The organism is Streptomyces sp. NPDC055966, assembly GCF_042269865.1.
Lineage (GTDB): Bacteria > Actinomycetota > Actinomycetes > Streptomycetales > Streptomycetaceae > Streptomyces.
Genome location: NZ_JBHJYK010000003.1, coordinates 343,863 through 364,524 on the forward strand (window position 1 = coordinate 343,863; position 20,662 = coordinate 364,524).

The 20,662-nt window shown below is 71.5% G+C and carries 18 protein-coding genes; 9 read left to right on the plus strand and 9 right to left on the minus strand.

The features are described 5' to 3' along the window. The first annotated feature begins 41 nt into the window (after positions 1-41). The 3 genes from ACFC8N_RS08480 to ACFC8N_RS08490 all read left to right on the plus strand — a co-directional run bounded on the left by ACFC8N_RS08480 (position 42) and on the right by ACFC8N_RS08490 (position 2,485). Positions 42-1,064, plus strand: coding sequence for an ArsR family transcriptional regulator (locus ACFC8N_RS08480; RefSeq protein WP_356019973.1), 1,023 nt, complete (start codon positions 42-44; stop codon positions 1,062-1,064). Further along, positions 1,051-1,551: a glutathione peroxidase gene (locus ACFC8N_RS08485; protein ID WP_356019975.1), complete on the plus strand. Its 501-nt coding sequence runs from the start codon at positions 1,051-1,053 to the stop codon at positions 1,549-1,551. The genes ACFC8N_RS08480 and ACFC8N_RS08485 overlap by 14 nt, the downstream gene beginning before the upstream one ends. A 61-nt stretch (positions 1,552-1,612) precedes the next feature. Next, complete coding sequence (locus ACFC8N_RS08490) at positions 1,613-2,485, plus strand: MerR family transcriptional regulator (protein ID WP_376287505.1); 873 nt, start codon at positions 1,613-1,615, stop codon at positions 2,483-2,485. 169 nt (positions 2,486-2,654) lie between these two features. On the opposite strand, the gene ACFC8N_RS08495 is transcribed toward ACFC8N_RS08490, so the two are convergent. From ACFC8N_RS08495 to ACFC8N_RS08505, 3 genes are all read right to left on the minus strand, one after another. Next, complete coding sequence (locus ACFC8N_RS08495; RefSeq protein WP_071379290.1) at positions 2,655-2,846, minus strand: DUF397 domain-containing protein; 192 nt, start codon at positions 2,844-2,846, stop codon at positions 2,655-2,657. 191 nt (positions 2,847-3,037) lie between these two features. Then, positions 3,038-3,895 carry a helix-turn-helix transcriptional regulator gene (locus tag ACFC8N_RS08500; RefSeq protein WP_071377081.1) on the minus strand — a complete coding sequence of 286 codons (858 nt, stop codon included), beginning with the start codon at positions 3,893-3,895 and terminating at the stop codon, positions 3,038-3,040. 247 nt (positions 3,896-4,142) lie between these two features. Then, positions 4,143-4,898 carry a GPP34 family phosphoprotein gene (locus ACFC8N_RS08505; protein ID WP_356019979.1) on the minus strand — a complete coding sequence of 252 codons (756 nt, stop codon included), beginning with the start codon at positions 4,896-4,898 and terminating at the stop codon, positions 4,143-4,145. Positions 4,899-5,072: 174 nt separating this feature from the next. Here ACFC8N_RS08505 and ACFC8N_RS08510 point away from each other — a divergent pair, with 174 nt between their 5' ends. Then, positions 5,073-7,394, plus strand: a complete 2,322-nt coding sequence (locus tag ACFC8N_RS08510; protein ID WP_376287507.1) for a D-alanyl-D-alanine carboxypeptidase — start codon at positions 5,073-5,075, stop codon at positions 7,392-7,394. A gap of 231 nt (positions 7,395-7,625) precedes the next feature. Then, the gene (locus ACFC8N_RS08515; RefSeq protein WP_356019983.1) at positions 7,626-9,515 is read left to right on the plus strand and encodes an MFS transporter; all 1,890 of its coding nucleotides are present in this window, start codon (positions 7,626-7,628) and stop codon (positions 9,513-9,515) included. A gap of 26 nt (positions 9,516-9,541) precedes the next feature. Here the strand turns inward: ACFC8N_RS08515 and ACFC8N_RS08520 are convergent, their stop codons facing one another. Further along, positions 9,542-10,390 carry a hypothetical protein gene (locus ACFC8N_RS08520; RefSeq protein WP_356019986.1) on the minus strand — a complete coding sequence of 283 codons (849 nt, stop codon included), beginning with the start codon at positions 10,388-10,390 and terminating at the stop codon, positions 9,542-9,544. Positions 10,391-10,490: 100 nt separating this feature from the next. Between ACFC8N_RS08520 and ACFC8N_RS08525 the strand changes: the two genes are divergently transcribed. Both ACFC8N_RS08525 and ACFC8N_RS08530 read left to right on the plus strand, forming a co-directional pair. Then, complete coding sequence (locus ACFC8N_RS08525; RefSeq protein WP_362816667.1) at positions 10,491-11,279, plus strand: SDR family oxidoreductase; 789 nt, start codon at positions 10,491-10,493, stop codon at positions 11,277-11,279. 102 nt (positions 11,280-11,381) lie between these two features. After that, positions 11,382-12,914, plus strand: a complete 1,533-nt coding sequence (locus tag ACFC8N_RS08530; RefSeq protein ID WP_356019990.1) for a sodium:solute symporter family protein — start codon at positions 11,382-11,384, stop codon at positions 12,912-12,914. Positions 12,915-13,092: 178 nt separating this feature from the next. On the opposite strand, the gene ACFC8N_RS08535 is transcribed toward ACFC8N_RS08530, so the two are convergent. Then, the gene (locus ACFC8N_RS08535; protein WP_356019992.1) at positions 13,093-14,205 is read right to left on the minus strand and encodes an ADP-ribosylglycohydrolase family protein; all 1,113 of its coding nucleotides are present in this window, start codon (positions 14,203-14,205) and stop codon (positions 13,093-13,095) included. A gap of 219 nt (positions 14,206-14,424) precedes the next feature. On the opposite strand from ACFC8N_RS08535, the gene ACFC8N_RS08540 reads away from it, so the two are divergent. Continuing rightward, positions 14,425-15,450 (plus strand): alpha/beta hydrolase, encoded by a 1,026-nt coding sequence (locus ACFC8N_RS08540; protein ID WP_356019994.1) that lies wholly within the window; start codon positions 14,425-14,427, stop codon positions 15,448-15,450. Positions 15,451-15,470: 20 nt separating this feature from the next. Here the strand turns inward: ACFC8N_RS08540 and ACFC8N_RS08545 are convergent, their stop codons facing one another. Then, positions 15,471-15,596, minus strand: coding sequence for a hypothetical protein (locus ACFC8N_RS08545; protein ID WP_356019997.1), 126 nt, complete (start codon positions 15,594-15,596; stop codon positions 15,471-15,473). Between the two features lie 430 nt (positions 15,597-16,026). Here ACFC8N_RS08545 and ACFC8N_RS08550 point away from each other — a divergent pair, with 430 nt between their 5' ends. After that, a complete protein-coding gene (locus ACFC8N_RS08550) occupies positions 16,027-16,536 on the plus strand; it encodes a DUF2165 domain-containing protein (protein WP_356019999.1) in 510 nt (169 codons plus the stop codon). Here the strand turns inward: ACFC8N_RS08550 and ACFC8N_RS08555 are convergent. The 3 genes from ACFC8N_RS08555 to ACFC8N_RS08565 form a co-directional block, all read right to left on the minus strand. After that, a complete protein-coding gene (locus ACFC8N_RS08555) occupies positions 16,529-17,092 on the minus strand; it encodes a hypothetical protein (protein WP_356020001.1) in 564 nt (187 codons plus the stop codon). The genes ACFC8N_RS08550 and ACFC8N_RS08555 overlap by 8 nt on opposite strands. Before the next feature lie 63 nt (positions 17,093-17,155). Beyond that, positions 17,156-19,741, minus strand: a complete 2,586-nt coding sequence (locus ACFC8N_RS08560) for a bifunctional FO biosynthesis protein CofGH (RefSeq protein ID WP_376287512.1) — start codon at positions 19,739-19,741, stop codon at positions 17,156-17,158. Positions 19,742-19,789: 48 nt separating this feature from the next. Next, on the minus strand, positions 19,790-20,635 hold the full coding sequence (locus ACFC8N_RS08565) for a TIGR03619 family F420-dependent LLM class oxidoreductase (RefSeq protein ID WP_376287514.1): 846 nt from the start codon (positions 20,633-20,635) through the stop codon (positions 19,790-19,792). Between the last annotated feature and the right edge of the window lie 27 nt (positions 20,636-20,662).

Here is a 20,662-nt window from a genome sequence, read left to right on the forward strand (position 1 = left end):
GGTCATTGGGGCTGTGAACGTGGTTCCAGGGGGTGGCTGGTGTGGGGTGGTGGCAGCTCAACGCGGACACGCTGGCCGGGAGCCGGTTCGTGATCTCACAGCTCGCCGAGACCTTCGCGTCGCTGCGGCTGCTGCACGTCGGTGACGTGGCGCATCCCGGCGAGCGGACGTGGCTGGGCCGTCATCTGCCGGGCTACCGGGCGCTGTTGGCGGCGGACCCGGTGGCGGAGCCGCTGGTGCGGGCCGGGCTCGGGAGGGAGTGGATCGCCGACTTCCTGACGCCGGCCCCGCGCGGCGGGGAGGCCTTCGCGGAGGAGGTCGCCCGGGTCCGCTCGACGCCGCCCGCCGTGGCCCGCGCGCATCTGCGCACCGCCCTCGCCGGTCCGCTCCCGGCCGGGCTGGAGCGGGACGATCTGCCCGAGCGGGCGGCGGCGCTGCTGGAGTGGGTGTGGGAGGAGACCGTACGGCCGTCCTGGGAGCGGCGCCGGCGGGTGCTGGAGGCGGATGTGGTCGCGCGGACGGCGCAGGTGAGCCGGGGCGGCTGGGTGAGCGTCCTGGACGCCCTGCGGCCCGGGCGGACGCGCTGGCTGGGTGAGAACCGGCTCCAGATCAATCTGCACGAGTACCCGCCACGCGAGATCTCCGGCGCCGAGCTGCTCTTCGTGCCGGTGACCGTGCAGCGGGCGGGGTGGGTGGCCTGGGACGACGGGGTGCGGTACGCGGCCGTCTACCCGTGCGCCGGTGTCCTCGCCGACACCGGCGCACGGACCGTCCCGGCGGGCCTCGGCGCGCTGCTCGGCCCGGCCCGGGCCGCCGTCCTGGTCCTCCTCGGCTCCCCCCTGACCACCACCCAGCTGACCGCGCTGACCGGCCAGGGCCTGGGCTCGGTGGGCCGCCATCTCAAGGTCCTCCGGGAGGCCGGCCTGGCGGAGCGGTGGCGGACGGGCCGGTCGGTCCTGTACGGGCGGACGCCGGCGGGCGACGTCCTGGTGGAGGCCGCGGGCACGGGCCCCGACGAAGACCTCCGGGGGGCAGGGCTAGCCTTCGGGCATGACGACTGCTGACCACAGCCCCCTGAATGTCGAGATCGGCGCGCTCGCCGGTGGCCCCGCCGGGCTGGACCGGTACGCCGGCCAGGCCGTGCTCATCGTGAACGTGGCCTCCAAGTGCGGCCTGACGCCTCAGTACACGGGCCTGGAGAAGCTCCAGGAGCGGTACGGCGCACAGGGCTTCACCGTCCTCGGTGTGCCCTGCAACCAGTTCCTCGGGCAGGAGCCCGGCAGCGCCGAGGAGATCGCGGAGTTCTGCTCGGCGACGTACGGCGTGACCTTCCCGCTCACCGAGAAGGTGGAGGTGAACGGCGAGGGCCGGCACCCGCTGTACGAGCGGCTGGTCGACTTCGCGGACGCCGAGGGGCACAGCGGGGACATCCGCTGGAACTTCGAGAAGTTCCTGATCGGCCGGGACGGGCAGGTCGCGGCGCGCTTCTCGCCGCAGACCGAGCCGGAGTCCGCCGAGGTCGTGACGGCCATCGAGGCCCAGCTGGGCTGACCGGTTGACCTTGCCCCTGGGGCAAGGCCGAGCGTCCCTGTCACCGGGCGGACCGCGCCCGGTGACGGAGGATGCTCTCGTGGACGACGAACTGCTCACGATCGGCGCGTTCGCCGCACGGGCCCGGCTGTCGGCCAAGGCCCTGCGGCTGTACGACCGGCTCGGCCTGCTGACCCCGGCGCATGTCGACGAGGTCAGCGGCTACCGCCGCTACCGCGCCGACCAGGTCGAACGCGCCCGGCTGGTGGCCCTGCTGCGGCAGCTGGACATGCCGCTCGCCCGGATCGCCGACGTGGTCGGGGCGGAGACCGGCGCCCAGGCCGCCGAGCGGCTGACCGGCTGGTGGGCGGACGTGGAGACCCGGGTGGCCGGGCAGCGGACCCTCGCCGAGTACCTCCGTGGACGACTGTCGGGGAGGAGCTCCGAGATGTACGGGAAGTTCGTGGTCGAGACCGTCGACGTACCGGCGCAGGTGGTGATCACCGAGTCGCGGCACACCCTCGCGGACGAGCTGCCGACGTGGATCGGCGGGTCGCTGGAGCGGCTGGTGGGCGCCGCGCGGGAGTGCGGCGGCGTGACCGGGGCGCCGTTCGTCGTCTACCACGCCGAGGTGTCGATGGAGAGCGACGGGCCGGCCGAGTCCTGCGTGCCGGTGGCCGACGAGGCGGCGGCGCGGGCGTGGGCCGAGCGCGCCGGTCGGGCCCGGCGGGCGCGGGTGCGGGTGGAGCCGGCCGCGCGGCTGGCCTTCGTGCGGATCACCAAGGCGCAGGTCGCGCATCCGCAGATCCTGGCCGCCTTCGAGGCGGTGGAGCAGTGGATGGCGGGCCAGGGGCTGGAGATGGCTGGGCCGTGCCGGGAGGTCTACTTCGCCGACTGGGACACGGCCGGGCCGGAGGACCCGGTGTGCGACGTGGCCTTTCCAGTGACCCGATAGGAGTCGCTGGACAGCACCGAGCCCTCTCGGCAAGGACGGCGACCGGTCGAGAGGGCTCTGTGGGAGGTGGTGCTGTGCAGTTGTGTCGTCTGTGGGCTCTGCGTTGCGATCCTCGTCAGCGACGCCGTTGCGATCCTCGCCAGTGACGCCAGGAGTCAGGGAGAGCCCCCTAGGCCTTGACCGTGGCCACGAAGGCGTTCCAGGCGTCGGCGGGGAAGGCCAGGACCGGGCCCGCGACGTCCTTGGAGTCACGGACGGACAGCTCGGCGGCGGTGGCCGACCTGACCTCCACGCAGGCGCCGTTGCCCGCCGAGTAGGAGGACTTCATCCACGTCTCCGAAGCGCCCTGAATCAGTGCCATGTCCACTCCTGTTGTGCGAGTTGCGATGGTGCGGTTCACGCCAACCTTCTTGGCTGATTGGCGTGATCGACGCTACCGGGCAACTGGCCCCGCTGGAGTAGTCGTTCACTCGACCGGATGGCATATTCCAGACGGGCCTTCCAATGGAGTGGACCGGCGGTGTACGATCCGGCGCCTTTCGTGACAGCGGCTCAGTCCGCGTACTCCTTGGCCACCTTCGCGATGAACTGCCGGGATTGCTCCACATTGAGGGACTGTGCCCGCAAGTGCTCGTACATCACGGCGTACTTCTGGACGTCCTGTGCCTTCTCCAGGTACAGGTCGCTGGTGACACCCTCCAGGTAGACCACGCTGGAGTCGGCCGCGTCGGTGAACTCCAGGATCGCGTACTGGCCGTTGAGCCCCGGATGCGCGCCCACCTCGAACGGCAGGACCTGCACGGTGACATGCGGCAGCTGCGACATCTCGATGAGGTGGTCGAGCTGTTCGCGCATCACCAGCCTGCTGCCGACGACCCGGCGCAGCGCCGCCTCGTCGAGCACCACCCACAGCCGGAGCGGGTTGCCCTCGGCGGTGATACGTTCCTGTCGGCGCAGGCGCACCTGCACCCGCTTCTCGATGTCGGCCGGCGACGTCTCCGGCAGGGCACCCTGGACGAGGGCCTCGGCATAGGCGTGGGTCTGCAACAGACCGGTCACCAGCTGGGGTTCGTACACCCGCAGCGACTCGGCGTCGGTCTCCAGTCCGATGTACACGCTGTACGGGATGTCTCCGAACGTGTGCCACCAGCCCTGCTGGCGCGAGTCGCGGGCCATCTCCATCAGCGAGTCGACGATCCGCTGGTCCTCGACCTCGTACACCCCGCACAGGTCACGCACGTCGCGCTGGCTGATGCTTCTGCGGCCGTTCTCCAGCCGGCTGATCTTCGACTGCGAAACGAGCAGCCGCTCCGCAACCTCCTCGGCCGTCATGCCCTTGAGCTCACGGAGCCTGCGCAGCTCCTGGCCGAGCCGGCGCCGCCTGACGGTGGGATTGACATTGGACGCCACGGGACGTGCACCTCCGGCTGCCTGCCTGTTGCTTAACACTTTCCGTATCTGCTGTTGAGCAGACTGCCACCAAGGTGCTTTCTACCGCTGGGAAACGAGGGATATGCGGCGCGTGCACGTCAGTTCGCCACCACCCGCCACACACGCAGTCGAGCGGGACGGTGCGACCCCTCTCGAATCGAGGGTCGCACCGTCCCGCTCCGACCAGCGGCTCCCGAACCGGGTCCGGGGGGACCGGGGTTGCGGCCTAGTGGGCCACGACGCGCGCCATGGACCCGCGGTGCGGCTGCATCGGAACCCCGCGTGCGGGTTCCGGCGCGGTCCTGGCGCCGGCCGCGCCCTGCCGCCCGGCGGCGGCGGGAGCGCGGCGCGGCTGTGCGGCCGCACCGCTCTGGACGTCCATCACGGCGTGCGCGACGAGCCCGCCCATCGGATCGTGCCGGATCAGGTCCCGCAGCCGGGAGCGGGACGAGCGGCCCTCGTTCCCCGGATACAGGTGCTTTCCGAGCCCGACGGCGTGCGCCAGGGCGGCGAGCGCCGCGGTCCGCGGGTCCGGCGGTACGCCGGTGCGGATCGCGGAGTCCAGCCGGGCCCTGATCTCCCGGCTGATGGCGGTGTCCGTCGCCTGGTAGCGCGTCGTCGGCAGCACCCCGCACATCTGACCCGGCACGGCGGCGACCATGCCGCACCGCTCCAGATGCGAGAGATACGTCTGACGGAGCCCCAGCCGGGGCCCGCCGATCCAGTGGACGGCACGCACGGGAGCGCCGCGCCTGCGCAGCAACTCCAACGCGGAGTCCAGTGTTGGATCTCCAGTCGGCCGTGGGGCCACCACGGCGATACGATCCCCGTCTGGGGCTATCCGTCCGGCCAGCGCCAGCTCCACTAGCTGTGCTCCGGCCAGACCGAGGTCGAGCGACTGCGGCTGCGCAGTGGTACCCGTGGTCGGGTCCAATGCCAGCAGCAGAAGCTCCTCCGGAATTGTTCTGCGGCTCCTGCCCATCCATGCCTCCCCGCGTGGATGAATGACAGGGTGACCCCTCTCACATTGGTCTGTCGAGGGTGCGTGACCGGTTCGTGAGGGAACCGGTAGGTATGTCGTTCTCGTCTAGCCCAGGGGCCAAGCCCCCACACAGGACACTGGTACATGGTTCGGACAGGGCGCGCGGACAGAGCCGTGCGCCGCACGGAGGAGGCATCGGTGGCGGGCGAGTCCCCCGACAGGTCGAAGCAGCGCGAGTCGTCGGCGGAACCGACGCCGGGGAGCGGGGGTTCGGTTCCCGAGGCCCCCGATCCGCGCCTCGCGGTCTCCCGGGAAAAGGATTCCTCGGGCGGCGGCGTGGACACGGCGACGAAGATCCTGACGGTGCGGGACACCGAGTCCGATGACGACGCGGCCGACACGGCCGGCACGACCGACACGGCCGGCTCCGGGGAACCCGCCGAGACCGGGACGACGACCGCCTCCGAGGCGGACGCCGCCCTGCGCGACGCGGTGTCCGCCTGGGTGCGGGGGGCCGACGGGGAGCCGAAGGACGCGAAGACGGAGACCGAGGGCGACACGGCCGCCGGTACCGACGCGGAAGCGCTTGCAGATGCGAACGAGAGCGCCGACGAGGACGGGGCCGAGGACGCCGGGAAGGCGGACACCGAGGCGGAGCCGAAGGCCGGGAACGCCGTGACGGCCGACGACGAGGCCGACGCGGAGGACGAGGCGGAGGACGAGGACGCCGAGGCCGATGCCGAGGCGGCCGAGAAGCCTGAGCCGGACGCGAAGGCCGAGAAGCCTGAGGCCGATGAGGCCGCTGAGGCCGCTGAGGCCGCTGAGGCCGCTGAGGCCGCTGAGGACGGTGACGAACCGGAAGCCGCGGACGCCGCCGACGAGGCCGAGGACGCCGACGACAAGGACGGCGAGGCCGAGGCGGCGGACGATCCCGCCGACGCGCCGGAGGCGAAGGCCGTCGACCAGCCGACCGCCGTCTTCAAGACCGTACGGAAGCCGCAGGTCGATCAGCCGACGACCATGCTCAAGCTGGGCGGCGCCGCCAAGTCCGCCAAGGCCCCCGAGGCTCCGAAGGACCCCGCGTCCGACCCCGAGCGCACCAGCAAGTTCGTCGCGCTCAAGCCGGATCTGAAGGAGCCGAAGCCGGAGGCCAAGGCCGACGTCACCACTCCGGTCCCGCAGGTCGGCCCGGAGCGGACCACGCAGCAGCCCCTGCCGCCCAAGCCCCCGCTGGACCTGCTGGCGGAGCTGACGAACACGCCGCCGCCCCCGGAGACCCCGGTCCGCACGCTCGTGCGCCGGGTCAAGATCTGGACCCCGCTCGTCGTGCTGCTGGCGATCGTCTTCGTCGTCGTACAGGCGCTGCGCCCGCTGCCGTCCCCCACTCTCGTGCTGACCGCGAAGGACAGCTACACCTTCGACGGCGGCGCGGTGAGCCTGCCCTGGCCGAGCGAGGGCCAGGGCTGGATGGACGGCGACGGCATCGGCACGATGGGCCGCTTCGGCAAGCAGACGCCCGTGGCCATCGGCTCGGTCGCCAAGACCATGACCTCGTACATCATCCTCCGCGACCACCCGCTGAAGCCCGGCGAGGAGGGCCCGAGGATAAAGGTCGACTCGACGGCCGAGAAGGAGGGCGGCTACGACAAGAGCGGCGAGTCCACCCTCAACACGATCAAGGCCGGTGACTACCTCACCGAGAAGCAGGCCCTGTCGGCCGTCATGATCCCCTCCGCGAACAACATCGCCCGGCTGCTGGCCCGCTGGGACGCGGGCTCGGAGGCTGCGTTCGTCAAGAAGATGAACGCGACCGCCAAGGAGCTGGGGATGACGAACACGACGTACACCGATCCCTCGGGTCTGAAGGAGACCACGGTCTCCACGGCCGAGGACCAGGTGAAGATCGGCCGCGCGGTCGTGAAGATCCCCGCCCTGGTGGCCATCACCAGCGCGGCCAGCTGGACGGACCCCACCGGTCACAACTGGCCCAACTGGAACGCGCTGCCGTACAAGATCGGCGCGATCGGCATCAAGACGGGCAGCACCACCGCGGCCGGCGGCAATCTGCTCTTCGCCTCCCGCAAGACGGTCGACGGACAGACGGTCACGATCGTCGGCGCGATCCTCGGCCAGCACAAGCCGTCGATCCTCGACACGGTCAACGACGTCAGCAAGACCGCGCTGCTCGGCGCCCAGCAGGCGCTGACCGGCGCGAAGATCCTGCAGAAGGGTGACGTGGTCGGCTACGTGGACGACCAGCTCGGCGGGCAGACCCCGATCGTGGTGACCAAGGACGTCACGGCGGTCGGCTGGTCCGGGCTGAAGGTGAAGCTGTCCTTCGCCTCCGACTCCGTTCCGCACACCGCGAAGGCCGGCACCACGGTGGGCACGCTGACCGTGGGTGACGGTTCGGCCGGAGCGGTGAAGGTTCCGGTGGCCCTCCGGACGGATCTCGCCGAGCCCGGCTTCGGCGCGAAGCTCACCCGCGTGAGCTGACCCGCCAGGCAGACGCAGCACCCCCGCACCACCCCGCACCCCGTCGTCGGAGCCCCACCCCGGGAGCCCCGCGGCGGGGTGCGTGCTAGCGTCACGAATCGGGGCAGGTCGTCGGTCACGGGACGGGACGGCCAACAGAACGAGAAGCGGCCGCGAACACCTCGGAACCCACGGCGGGCCTCCGAGGGGCCCGGCCGAGAACAAAAGACGGGACACGGGGAGTGCCTTCAGGTGGCCACAGCGGAGCCGACACGCGCCGACGACGCCGATCCGGGCCCGGGAAACCCCCCGGGGTCCGGCCCGCGAATACGCCCGTCCACGGCTGACACGGGCCTGTCCACGGCCGACACGGACGGTCGAACCGACGGCGTACGGCCCGGCAGGCTCGCGCGGCTCCTCGTCGCCGCCGAGCCCCTGCGGCAGCGGATGCTCCGGCATCCCGTGCTGTCGATCACCGCGCTCGCGGGTGTCCTGCACATCATCTGGTTCTTCACGTTCGCGAACAGCGGTGGCGATCTCGCGGCGCAGGACGCCTGGGCGGAGTTCGTCGGCCGGCACCCGGACTCGGCGTACAACCTCGCCTGGTACGGCGGCATGCACCCGGTGTCGTACAGCGTCGTCTCGCCGTATCTGATGGCCGTCCTCGGCGTCCGTACGACGATGATGATCGCCGGGACGGCCTCGGCGGGCCTGCTGACCCTGGTCCTGATCCGCAGCCGGGCGGTGCGCAACCCGCTGTGGGTCTCGCTCGCCGGGGTGTTCGCGCTGCTGGCCAACGCGGTGTCGGGCCGGGTGACCTTCGGGCTCGGCACGATGTTCGGGCTCGGCGCGGTCGCGGCGGTGTTCTGCTGGCCGCACCGGTGGCGGCACAGACGCCGGTCGAAGGCGGCGGTGGCCGCGACGCTGGCCGGGCTGTCGACCATGGCCTCGCCGGTCTCGGGGCTGTTCGTGGGCTTCGTCGCGGTCGCGCTGTTCCTGCAGAAGCGGCGGCCCGGCACCTGGACGCTGGGGCTCGCCCCGGCCGCGGTGGTCGCCGCCTCCTACTTCCTCTTCCCGTTCTCCGGCACCCAGCCGATGACGTTCGGCTCGGTGGTCATGCCGCTGCTGTACGGCCTGCTGTGCCTGTTCCTGGTGCCGAAGGAGTGGGTGACCGTCCGGCTGACGGCCGCCGTCTACAGCCTCAGCGTGGTGCTGGTGTGGCTGATCAGCTCGCAGATCGGGTCGAACATCTCGCGGCTGCCGATGCTGTTCGCGGGTGCGACGCTGGTCGCGGCGCTGCCGTTCACGGTGCCGAGGTCGCGCCAGTGGTACCTGACCGTGCTGGCGTTCCTGGGCTTCGTCGGCTGGGTCGGCTACAAGTCGGTCGACGACATCATCCACACCACCCCGGCCGCGTCGTGGGCGCGCGAGCTGGCGCCGCTGGTGAACCAGCTCCAGAAGGTCGGCGCCGAGAAGGGCCGGGTCGAGGTGGTCCCGGCGCGCTCGCACCGGGAGGCGTCCGCGCTCGCGCCGTACGTCAACCTGGCGCGCGGCTGGAACCGGCAGGCCGACATGGAGCGCAACCCGCTCTTCTACGACGACACGCTCAACTCGGCGAACTACCACGAGTGGCTCCAGCGGTGGGCCGTGCACTTCGTGGTGCTGCCGAAGGACAACCCGGACGGGGACGGCGGCGTGCGCGAGCGGGCGCTGCTGCAGCGCGGGATGCCGTATCTGAAGCAGATCTGGGGCGATGCCAACTGGCAGCTGTTCCAGGTGACCGATCCGGCGCCGCTCGCCGAGCCGAACGCGGTGGTGGACCGGGCCGACCAGGGCGAGATGACGCTGCGGGTGCGCAAGGCCGGGCGGATCCTGATCCGCATCCCGTACTCGCCGTGGCTGAGCATCGTCGACGCGCACGGCAAGAGCGTGAAGCCGCCGCAGGAGACGGAGGCCTCCAAGCACCGGGCGGACGGCACGCCGAAGTCGTACGACAACCTCAACGGGTGTCTGACGGAGACGCAGCAGGACGTGAACGGCGACAAGTGGACGATGCTGATCGCTCCGCGGGCCGGAACGTATCGGCTGGCGGCGCCGTACCAGTTGCCTCGCGGCACTCCCTGTCCGGACGAGTTGAAGTAGCTTTCCCACCCGCCCGTCCGAAACCGTCAGCCGCGCAGCTCGGTGACATATCGGTCCGTGCCCGGGATCGTGGGAATGAACGGCGCCACCAGCTCCACCCTGCCCAGCCCCGACTCGCTCACCTGCTCGTCCAGGCCCGTGAAGTGGTCCTGCCAGCACTCGCGCGGGTCCTGCTCCAGGAACCACAGCAGGGTCAGGCGGGTGCCCGTGCCCTCGACCTGTTTGACGTAGGTCATGCGGTCGCCGGGCAGCGGGGTGGGCCGGAAGACCGTGACCATGGCGGCCGGGGAGCCGGCCAGGCGACGGGGGAGGTCGCGGGTGCGGAGCCGTTCGAGGAGCTGCGGGCGCTGCTCGGGCCCGTGCGCGTCGATCACCTCCAGGACCAGGCCGGCGTACGGGTGGTCGAGGGCGTGGAAGTCGCGGGGGCCGGCGGCGCCGTCGCGGTAGACCGTGGTCTCGTGGTCCTGGAAGGCCGTGAAGACGTGGGTGCGGGCGTGGTGGACGCGGGCGTCGCGGTTCAGGCGCTTGTTGATGGCGACGGTCCACCTCATGTGGTCGTCGTAGCGGCCGGCGGTGATCCAGTACGTGGAGAGGTAGCAGCCGGCGGTGACGGGCTGGGCGACGGCCGACTTCTCCGGGTAGCGGAGCAGTTGCAGGTCCCGGGTCGCCACCCAGCGCCGGCCCGCGTACATCCAGGGCATGGCCATGGCGCCGGCGTAGTAGTGGTCGTCCTCGTACCAGCGGTTGTAGGCGTACTCGTGCCCGGGGTGCGGCTCGACCATGGTGATCAGGGCGTGGCCGGGGCGCACGCCGTAGGGGCCCAGGGCGGCCAGTTCCCCGTACGCCTCGCTGCGGGTGTCCGTCTCCTCGCTCATGCGGTTCCCCTCCCGTGCGCGTCCGTGCCCTTCCGTCTTTCCGCGCTCGCCCATAGCCTGACGGTCCGTCAGATAAAGCGCCATAGCCCGGGAGGTACGGATGTCCCTGCTCGCCGGAAAGACCGTCGTCGTCTCGGGGGTCGGCGCAGGACTCGGCCACCAGGTGGCCGCGGCCGTCGTACGGGACGGCGGGAACGCGGTGCTCGGGGCGCGCACCGGGGCGAACCTCGCCAAGAGCGCGGCGGAGATCGATCCGGCGGGCGGGCGCACGGCGTACCGGGCCACCGACATCACGGACGAGGGGCAGTGCGCGGCGCTGGCGGCACTCGCGCGGGAGCGGTTCGGCGGGATCGACGCGGTGGTGCACGTGGCGGCCTGGGACTCGTACTTCGGCGGGGTGGAGGACGCGGACTTCGCGACCTGGCAGTCGGTCATCGACGTGAACCTGCTGGGCACGCTGCGGATGACCCGGGCCTGTCTGCCCGCGCTGCGGGAGGGCGGGGGCGGCTCGGTCGTCTTCATCGGGACGCAGTCGGCCGTCGCCGCGCCCTCGCAGGTGAAGCAGGCGGCGTACGCGGCGTCGAAGGGGGCGCTGACGAGCGCGATGTACTCCCTGGCGCACGAGCTGGGCCCGGACCGGATCCGGGTCAACACCGTGCTGCCGGGCTGGATGTGGGGCCCGCCGGTGCAGGCCTACGTCCAGTTCACCGCGCTGACGGAGGGGGTGCCGGAGTCCGAGGTGCTGGGACGGCTCACGGGGCGGATGGCGCTGCCCGAGCTGGCGACCGACGGGGACGTGGCCGACGCCGTCGCCTTCCTCGCCTCCGACCGGGCGCGGGCCATCACCGGGCAGTCGCTGCTGGTCAACGCGGGTGAGGTGATGCGGTGAGTTCAAGGACGTGAACGTAGGTCATCAAATCGAACGATTTTACGGTGACTTGACCTTACGCTTGCTTGTCGTGTTCACGTGACCGCACCCACGATCGAGCCCATGAACAGTCTCGACTGGGCCGTGCTCATCGGCTACTTCGGCGTGATGGTCGCGATCGGCGTCTGGTCGCACAAGCGCGTGGACAACGTCTCCGACTTCTTCACGGCCGGCGGCAAGATGCCCTGGTGGCTGTCCGGCATCTCCCACCACATGTCGGGCTACAGCGCGGTCATGTTCACCGGGTACGCGGGGATCGCCTACACCTACGGCGTCACCTCGTTCGTCACCTGGTCCTTCCCCATCGCGCTGGGCATCGCCATCGGGTCGAAGCTGTTCGCGCCCCGCATCAACCGGCTGCGCTCGCGGCTCCATGTGGCCTCCCCGCTGGAGTACCTGAAGAACCGCTACAACCTCTCCACGCAGCAGGCGCTCGTCTGGTCCGGCATGCTGCTGAAGATCGTGGACGTGGCCGCCAAGTGGGCCGCCATCTCCACCCTGTTGTCGGTGTTCACGGGCATCACGCTGAACCAGGGCATCCTCATCACCGGCGCGATCACGGCCGTGTACTGCACGATCGGCGGCCTGTGGGCGGACGCGCTGACCGAACTCGGCCAGTTCGTCATCCAGTTGCTGGCCGGTGCCTCGATGTTCGTGGCGGTCGTACTGAAGCTGCACGACAAGCACATCGGCTTCTTCGACGCGTGGAACCAGCCCGCCCTGCACGGCCACGGCAAGCCGCTCGTCGGCCCCTACGGCGCCGTCTTCCTGCTGGCGTTCCTCTTCATCAAGCTCTTCGAGTACAACGGCGGCATGCTCAACCAGGCCCAGCGCTACATGGCGACGGGCAGCCCGCGCGAGGCCGAGCGCGGGGCCCGGCTGTCGGCGGTCCTGTGGCTGGTCTGGCCGGTCGTCCTGTTCTTCCCCATGTGGATGTCCCCGCTCCTGGTGCACGCGCAGAAGCCGGACGGCTCCGACTCCTACGGCCTGATGACCGAACAGCTGCTTCCGCACGGCCTGCTGGGCCTGGTCGTCGTCGGCTTCTTCTCCCACACGATGGCGATGTGCTCCTCCGACGCCAACGCGATCGCCGCCGTCTTCACCCGGGACGTCGCGCCGGTGCTCTCACGGCAGGCCCGGTCCTGGAGCGAGCGCTCGGGACTGGTCGCGGCCCGGGTGACGACGGTGGTCTTCCTCGGCCTGTCGATGGCGGTGGCGACCCAGGTCAACTCCCCCACGTTCAAGGACATCATCACCGTCGTCATCAAGTGGGTGGCCGGGCTGATGGGTCCGATCGCGATCCCGATGATGCTGGGCCTGCTCCGGCCGCTGCGCCGCTCCGGCCCCACGGCGGCCCTCGTCAGCTGGGCGGCCGGCCTGCTGGCCTTCTGGCTGGTCAACTACCCCCTCAACTGGGAGATCTCGGGCGGGGTCCCGCTCCAGTACCAGGTGTCCGTCCCGCTGGCCGTCTCGCTCGTCCTCTACGTCCTCATCGGCTACCTGAAGCCGGAGGACACCCCGGAGCGGCTGGCGATCATCGAACGGGTCAACACGGACGGGGACGCGGCGGTGTCCGCGCCCGTACCGGCGCCGTAGCAGACCGCCCATCGCTGGCGCGCCGCCCCGCGGGGAGCGCGCCGGCCACCCGGCGACGGTCCCCGGGCCCGTACGGCATCCGGCCCCCGACCGGCACCCACGACCCCGAGCCCCCACTCCCGGCCCCCGAGCCCCCGGCTCAGAACCCCGCACCCCGGATCCGGAAGCGCGCCGCGTCCTACCGCGGGTAGCGCGCCAGCCACCCGGGCGAGGAGCCCGCAGGCCCGTGCAGCGCGGGGCCCTGGGTCATCTCCATCGCGAAGTCGTCGGCGAGCTCCAGGATCGTGGGGCGGCCCTCCAGCTCCGCCAGCCAGCCCGGCGGCAGCGCCGTCTCGCCGTGCAGGGCGCCCAGGAGGCCGCCGGTGAGGGCGCCCGCGGCGGCCGACGGGCCGCTCTGGTTCACCGCCAGGCACAGCCCGTGCCGTACGTCCTCCCCCACCAGCGCGCAGTACACGGACGCGGCCAGCAGCCCGTCCGCCGTCCCGTCCCCGGCCAGCTCCTCCACCCGCGTCGGGCTCGGGATGCCCTGGCGCACCGCGCCCAGCGCATGCTGGAGGGCATCGGCGACGGGCTGGTGGCCGGGGCGCGCGGAGAGCAGGCCGAGGGCGCGCTGGACGGCCCCGTCGAGGCTCTCGCCGCGGGCCAGCGCGTGCACGATCACGGCGTACGCGCCCGCCGACAGGTAGGCGATCGGATGTCCGTGGCTCTGCGTCGCGCACTCCACGGCGAGCTGGGCGACGAGCTGCGGCTCCCAGCCGACCAGCAGCCCGAACGGCGCCGAGCGGGCGACCGCCTCCGGCCCCGACTCGCCGGGATTCTTGGGCTTCTCCAGCGTCCCCATGGCCTCGTCGCCGAACCCGGTGAGCAGGCCCCGGCTCGGCTCGCGGCGGGCGTACAGCCACTCCTCGCGGGCCAGCCAGCCGTCGTCCTTGCGGCGCTCGTCGGGCCCCCAGTCCCGCTGGGTCGCCGCCCAGCGCAGATACGCCCGGTGCAGGTCGGTCGGCGGATGCCAGGCGCCGGTGTCCCGGCGCACCTGGGCGCGTATCAGCCCGTCGACCGTGAAGAGGGTGAGCTGGGTGTGGTGCGTGACCGTGCCGCGCCGGCCCTGCCCGAAGGCGAGGTCGAGCAGCCCCTCGGGACCGTAGGCGGCCCGGATCTCCTCCAGGGACAGCGGATCGGCGGGCCCGCCCAGCGCGTCGCCCACGGCGGCCCCGAGCAGTGTGCCGCGCACCCTGCTCCGGAAGTCCTGCTGCTCGGCGCGTCCCCAGACGGCGCCGGACGTCGTACCCACTGAGACCTCCTCACGGCACCGTCCGTCCGTACGACGCTCAGCACTGTAATCGACCTGGAACGGTCCGTTCAGTGGGGCAAACCGACCCCGAAGGTTCATTCCCGCCCAGTCGCGAGCGCTTCGCCCCGCCACGTGCCGACCCATTGACGCCGCCGACAACTGTATATACCGTAAGCACATCCAAACGGATGACGGCATAAACAGTTTAGGGGGAACACCATGCTGCTGACCTACCGCGCCCTCAAGCGCCGCGCGAACGCCAAGAAGCTGGAGATCCGGACGCCGAACGGCATCGACGAGGCGTCGTACGTCCGCATCGGCGGCATCGACCAGTGGATCTCGATCCGGGGCGAGGACCTGGCGAACCCGGTGATCCTGGAGGTGCACGGCGGCCCGGGCGCCTCCAACCTCGTCTTCGCCCCGCGCACCCGCGCCTGGGAGCGGCACTTCACGATCGTCCGCTGGGACATGCGCGGCGCCGGTCTGACCTTCGCGGCGGGCGGCCCCGAGGGGCAGGGTGAGATGACCCTCGACCGCGTGTACGCCGACGCCCTGGAGGTGACCCACCACCTCCGCGCCCGCCTCGGCGTCGACAAGGTCCTGCTGGTCGCCAACAGCTTCGGCACGGTCACCGGCCTGCGCCTCGCCCGCGACCACCCCGAGCTCTACTCGGCCTACGTCGGCACCGACCAGAACATCATCGGAGGCGGCCACGACACCTCCTCCTACGAGGCGCTGCTGGCCCGGCTGGCGAAGGCCGGCAAGAAGAAGGAGCACGCGCGGATCACGGCGATGGGCCCGGACCGCACCGCCTGGAGCCCCGAGCAGTGGTCGGACTTCGCCAAGACCGTGGTCACGACCGACCCGCTGACCTACGACACGATGAAGACGGTCGTGATCCGCTCGCTCTGGTTCTCCCCCTTCCACACCCTGCGCGACCTGCGCGCCTACCTGAAGGGCATGACCTTCTCGGAACGGCTCGCCCCCCAGTCGACGACGATCGACGAGTACGCCGAGGGCACCGCCTTCCGCCTCCCCTTCTTCCTCTTCCAGGGCGACCACGACGTCCTCACCCCACCGGAACCGGCCCGCCGCTTCCACGACGCGGTCACCGCCCCGGCCAAGGACTTCACCCTCATCCGGGACGCCGCCCACTTCGCGTCCTTCCGCCACCCGGACCAGTTCCTGGACCTGCTGCTCACGAAGGTGCGACCGGTGGTGACGGGGGAGGCGGCGGGGCGCTGAGGGGGGACGTCAGGGTGAAGTCAGCCGTACCACGTGACGTTGCAGACGTAGGCGCACTCGTGACGAGGTACGGCGAGAAAGCTGATGACACCGCGTCCCGCGACGTACTGCGCGCTCGGGTTGTAGTCCCAAGCCCGGTCCGTCACAGTCCGGCCTCCGCCTCTGCTGCCTCGCGGATCGCCCGGATCTCCGCGATGGCGGGCACCGGATCCTGCTCCCCCCACATCCACGACGGCTTCCAATTCCCGCAACCGGGCCGCCCGTTGCGGATGCCGCTCGATGGCCACGAACACGGCCCACGAAGGCGCGCGGCGGAGCGAGGCTCTGCGTCTGTTGCGCGTTGGTCGTGGCCTCGAAGAGCGTTCGTCCTCCGGCGGGAGGTCCAAGTTCTCCCGGAACGCGGCCCGTTCGTCGCTCCGGCCGACGAAGCCGGCCCGTCTGCGCCGTCCGATCAACTCCTGCATCGACGGCCGTGCCCGCACCATCCGTACGCCCGCCCTTCCCCCGAGGCCCGCCGCTTCATTGTGGCGCAATGGGCACGTGCTGACCGGACCCGGAACAGGGGAGAATTCAGCCATGACCACCACCCCCACGCGCAACTCCAGCGTCAGGCTTGCCGCCGGTGTCCTCACCGGCATACTCGCCCTCTACATCGCCCTCGTCGCCCTCGGGAACATCACCGACTTCGGTACGAACCAGCAGTTCGTGCGGCATGTGCTGGCGATGGACACAACGTTCAAGGACCACGATCTGATGTGGCGGGCCGTCACCAGTACCGGTCTTCAGGACACGGCCTATGTCCTCATCATCGTGTGGGAGACCGTGGCGGCGCTCGTGCTGATCGGAGGCACCTGGTTCTGGGCGTGGCGCAAAGACGACCTCGCCCGGCGCATCTCCACCTACGGCCTGCTGATGCTGCTGCTGCTCTTCGGCGCCGGGTTCATCGCGATCGGCGGCGAGTGGTTCTCGATGTGGCAGTCGAAGACGTGGAACGGCGAGGACGCCGCCATCCGCGTCTTCACGCTCGCCGGTGTCGCCCTCCTCGTCAATCTGCTGACCGGCGGGCGACAGGAGGACGCTAGCTGACGACCGTCACCGTCGTGCCCTGGTCGCCGAAGGACCACAGGGCGGTTCCGTCGCCCTTGTCCATCCGGATGCCGCCCAGCTTCTTGCCGTCCGCGGGCGGCGGCGAGGCGCCGTCCAGGGCGTTGGAGAAGGCGACGTTCACGCCGTCGGCCTTGGTGAAGTACATGACGTGCTCGATCTCCACGCCGTCCGAGCCCTTGAGGGACTGGATGCGCAGGGTGACCGAGTAGCGGCCGGGCTGCGGGCTCACCGTGCCCGGCCACACCGGGAAGGTGCGGGTGGCCCGGCCGGTCGCGTCGACCAGCCACACCCGCTTCGCACCCACGGAGTAGACGATCCGCCGCCCCTCGCCGGACGAACCCGGCAGGGCGGGCGGGGCGGAGGAGTGCGGCGTGGCGGACGCGTGCACGCCCGCCGAGGCCGACGGGACCGGCTTCGCCACGGCGGCCGTGGGATGCGGCCCGTGGTTCGCCTGTACGGCGAGGGCGACGACGGCCGCGGTCGCCCCAGCCGTCAGACCGGTGACCCAGGCCCAGGAGGGCAGTCGGGCAGCCACGGGTACGCATCTCCTCCGCTACGGGTCCCCGTCCCTACGCGGTCCGGGGTCGGATCATCGTACTCAGTCCAGGACGGGCAGCAGTTCCGGCAGGTGCCCGTCGGAGGCCTCGGCCGCGCGCCGCCGTTCCGCCGGGACGTCGCCGTAGAGCGTGGTGCGCGGCCTCGCCGGCCGGCCGGCCGCCTCGGCCACCGCCACCAGGTCGCGGACCGACTTGTACGAGCCGTACGAGGAGCCCGCCATCCGGGAGATCGTCTCCTCCATCAGCGTGCCGCCCAGGTCGTTCGCGCCCGAGCGCAGCATCTCCGCCGCACCTTCCGCGCCCAGTTTCACCCAGCTTGTCTGGATGTTCGGGATCCAGGGGTGGAGGAGGAGCCGGGCCATCGCGGTCACCGCCCGGTTGTCCCGCGTCGTCGGGCCGGGCCGGGAGATGCCCGCCAGGTACACCGGCGCGTTCGTGTGGATGAAGGGCAGCGTGACGAACTCCGTGAAACCGCCCGTCCGCTGCTGGATCCCGGCCAGCGTGCGCAGATGGCCGAGCCAGTGGCGGGGCTGGTCGACATGGCCGTACATCATCGTCGAGGACGAGCGGATGCCCAGCTCGTGGGCCGTGGTGATCACCTCGATCCAGGTGGCCGCCGGCAGCTTGCCCTTGGTCAGCACCCAGCGGACCTCGTCGTCCAGGATCTCGGCGGCGGTCCCGGGGATCGTGTCCAGGCCCGCCTCCTTCGCCGCGCTCAGCCACTCCCGGATGCTCATGCCGGTGCGGGTGGCGCCGTTCACGACCTCCATCGGGGAGAAGGCGTGCACGTGCATGCCGGGGACCCGCTCCTTGACCGCCTTCGCGATGTCGAAGTACGCCGTGCCCGGCAGGTCGGGGTGGATGCCGCCCTGCATGCACACCTCGACCGCGCCGACGTCCCAGGCCTGCTGGGCGCGGTCCGCCACCTGATCGAGCGACAGCGTGTACGCGTCCGCGTCCGTCCTGCGCTGGGCGAAGGCGCAGAAGCGGCAGCCGGTGTAGCAGACGTTGGTGAAGTTGATGTTCCGGGTGACGATGTACGTCACGTCGTCCCCGACCGCCGACCTGCGGACGTCGTCGGCCACCTGGCACAGCGCGTCCAGCGCCGGGCCGTCCGCGTGCAGGAGGGCGAGCGCCTCGGCGTCGGTCAGCCCGGTCGGATCGTCGGCCGCGGTGCGCAGCGCCTGGCGTACGTCCGTGTCGATCCGCTCCGGCGCCATCCCCGGCGCGGCCGCCTCCCGCAGCGCCTCCCAGTCGCCGTAGACCTCGTCGAAGTCGTCGCGCCGGTCGGCGCTGCGGCCCTCGGTGTCGATCGACGCGTGCAGGTCCGTGCGGCCCGACGCGACGAACGCCTCCTCCGGCTCCTGCCACGGGTGGCCCTCGACCACCGCGTCCTCGCGCGCGAGCCCCGTCTCCGGGTCGGCGAGCGCGGCCACGTGCGGGCGCAGGCGCGGATCCAGCCAGGGCTCGCCGCGGCGCACGAACTCCGGGTAGACGCAGAGGCGTTCGCGCAGCTCGAAGCCCGCCGCCGCGGACCTCTCGGCCAGCTCCTCGATCTGCGGCCAGGGGCGCTCGGGGTTGACGTGGTCGATGGTCAGGGGCGACACCCCGCCCCAGTCGTCGATGCCGGCGCCGATCAGCCGCTCGTACTCGCTGTCCACCAGGTTCGGCGGCGCCTGGAGGCAGGCGCTCGGGCCCATGATGAGCCGGGCGACGGCCACCGTGGCGACCAGGTCGTCCAGTTCGGCGTCCGGCATGCCGCGCATCGCCGTGTCCGGCTTGGCGCGGAAGTTCTGGATGATCAGCTCCTGGACGCCGTGATAGGCCCGGGAGACCTTGCGCAGCGCGAAGAGCGACTCGGCGCGCTCCTCGTACGTCTCGCCGATGCCGATCAGCAGACCGGAGGTGAAGGGCACGGACGAGCGGCCCGCGTCCTCCAGCACCCGCAGCCGTACGGCCGGTTCCTTGTCCGGGGAGCCGTAGTGGGGGCCGCCCGGCTCGGACCACAGCCGCCGCGCGGTCGTCTCCAGCATCATGCCCATCGACGCGGCGACCGGCTTGAGGCGCTGGAAGTCCGTCCAGGTCATGACGCCCGGGTTGAGGTGGGGCAGCAGGCCCGTCTCCTCCAGGATGCGGATGGAGACGGCGCGGACGTAGGCGATGGTGTCGTCGTAACCGTGCGCGTCGAGCCACTCGCGCGCCTCGGGCCACCGGTCCTCCGGCTTGTCGCCGAGGGTGATCAGGGCTTCCTTGCAGCCGAGGGCGGCGCCCTTGCGGGCGATGTCCAGCACCTCGTCCGGGGACATGAACATCCCGTGCCCGGCGCGGCGCAGCTTGCCGGGGACGGTGACGAAGGTGCAGTAGTGGCACTTGTCCCGGCACAGCCGGGTGAGGGGGATGAAGACGCTCTTCGAATACGTGATGACACCGGGCCGGCCCGCCTGTTCGAGACCCGCGTCGCGCACCCGGGCGGCGGACGCGGCGAGGTCGGTCAGGGCCTCGCCGCGCGCCTGGAGGAGCACCGCCGCCTCGGCGACGTCGAGGGCGACGCCGTCCCGGGCGCGTTTGAGGGCGCGACGCATGGAGTTCTCGGTCGGGCCGGTTCCGGAGGTCGCGGAAGTCGTCATCCTTCAACCATACGTTCGGTGTGATCAGCTCCTGCGGCTCCGCCCGGCCTACAGAAAGCTCGCGTACGCGTCCAGCACCCCCAGCACCTCCTTCTCCCCCGCCGGCGGCAGCTGGAGCACGGCCTCCTCGATGCCCAACTCGGCGTAGTGGGCGAGCTTGCCAGGGGTCGGCAGGACCGCGTACGGGACGACCTGGAGGGCGGCCGGGTCGCGGCCCGCGTCCTCCCAGGCCGTGCGCAGCACCGGCAGGGACTCGGCGAGGCCGCGCCCGCCGATCGGGAGCCAGCCGTCGGCGTACTCGGCGATGTGCGCGAACAGCTTCGGCCCGGCCGCCCCGCCGACGAGCGTGCGCGGGCCGGTGACCGGACCGCGCGCCTTCTGCGCCGGCTTGGGGTGGGCGTCGCTGGCCCGGACCGCGCCGAACTCGCCCTCGTAGGCCGTCGGTTCCTCCGCCCACAGCGCCTGCATCAGCCGCGTCCGGTCCCGGACCAGCTCCCGGCGGGTGCGCCAGTCGACGCCGTGGTCGGCTGCCTCCTCGACGTTCCAGCCGAAGCCGAGGCCCAGCGTGCAGCGGCCGCCGGAGAGGTGGTCCAGGGTGGCGATCTGCTTGGCGAGGGCGATCGGGTCGTGCTGGGCGACCAGGGTGATGCCGGTGCCGAGGCCGAGGCGTTCGGTCACGGCGGCGGCCTGCCCGAGGGCGACGAAGGGGTCGAGGGTGCGGCCGTACTCGCGCGGCAGGTCGCCGCCGGCCGGGTACGGGGTGGTCCGCTCGACGGGGATGTGGGTGTGTTCGGGCAGGTACAGCCCGGCGTAGCCGCGGTCCTCCAGCTCGCGGGCGAGCCGGACCGGAGCGATGGTCTCGTCGGTGAGGAAGATCGTGACGGCGATGCGCATGACCCATCTGTACCGGGGATGGCGCGA

What these genes read in the sequence shown, in the direction of transcription:
- ACFC8N_RS08485 (WP_356019975.1), top strand. Translation starts at nt 1,051, where the DNA reads ATGACGACTGCTGACCACAGCCCCCTGAATGTCGAGATCGGCGCGCTC.
- ACFC8N_RS08495 (WP_071379290.1), bottom strand. Translation starts at nt 2,846, where the DNA reads ATGGCACTGATTCAGGGCGCTTCGGAGACGTGGATGAAGTCCTCCTAC.
- ACFC8N_RS08505 (WP_356019979.1), bottom strand. Translation starts at nt 4,898, where the DNA reads ATGGGCAGGAGCCGCAGAACAATTCCGGAGGAGCTTCTGCTGCTGGCA.
- ACFC8N_RS08520 (WP_356019986.1), bottom strand. Translation starts at nt 10,390, where the DNA reads ATGAGCGAGGAGACGGACACCCGCAGCGAGGCGTACGGGGAACTGGCC.
- ACFC8N_RS08525 (WP_362816667.1), top strand. Translation starts at nt 10,491, where the DNA reads ATGTCCCTGCTCGCCGGAAAGACCGTCGTCGTCTCGGGGGTCGGCGCA.
- ACFC8N_RS08530 (WP_356019990.1), top strand. Translation starts at nt 11,382, where the DNA reads ATGAACAGTCTCGACTGGGCCGTGCTCATCGGCTACTTCGGCGTGATG.
- ACFC8N_RS08540 (WP_356019994.1), top strand. Translation starts at nt 14,425, where the DNA reads ATGCTGCTGACCTACCGCGCCCTCAAGCGCCGCGCGAACGCCAAGAAG.
- ACFC8N_RS08550 (WP_356019999.1), top strand. Translation starts at nt 16,027, where the DNA reads ATGACCACCACCCCCACGCGCAACTCCAGCGTCAGGCTTGCCGCCGGT.
- ACFC8N_RS08560 (WP_376287512.1), bottom strand. Translation starts at nt 19,741, where the DNA reads ATGACGACTTCCGCGACCTCCGGAACCGGCCCGACCGAGAACTCCATG.
- ACFC8N_RS08565 (WP_376287514.1), bottom strand. Translation starts at nt 20,635, where the DNA reads ATGCGCATCGCCGTCACGATCTTCCTCACCGACGAGACCATCGCTCCG.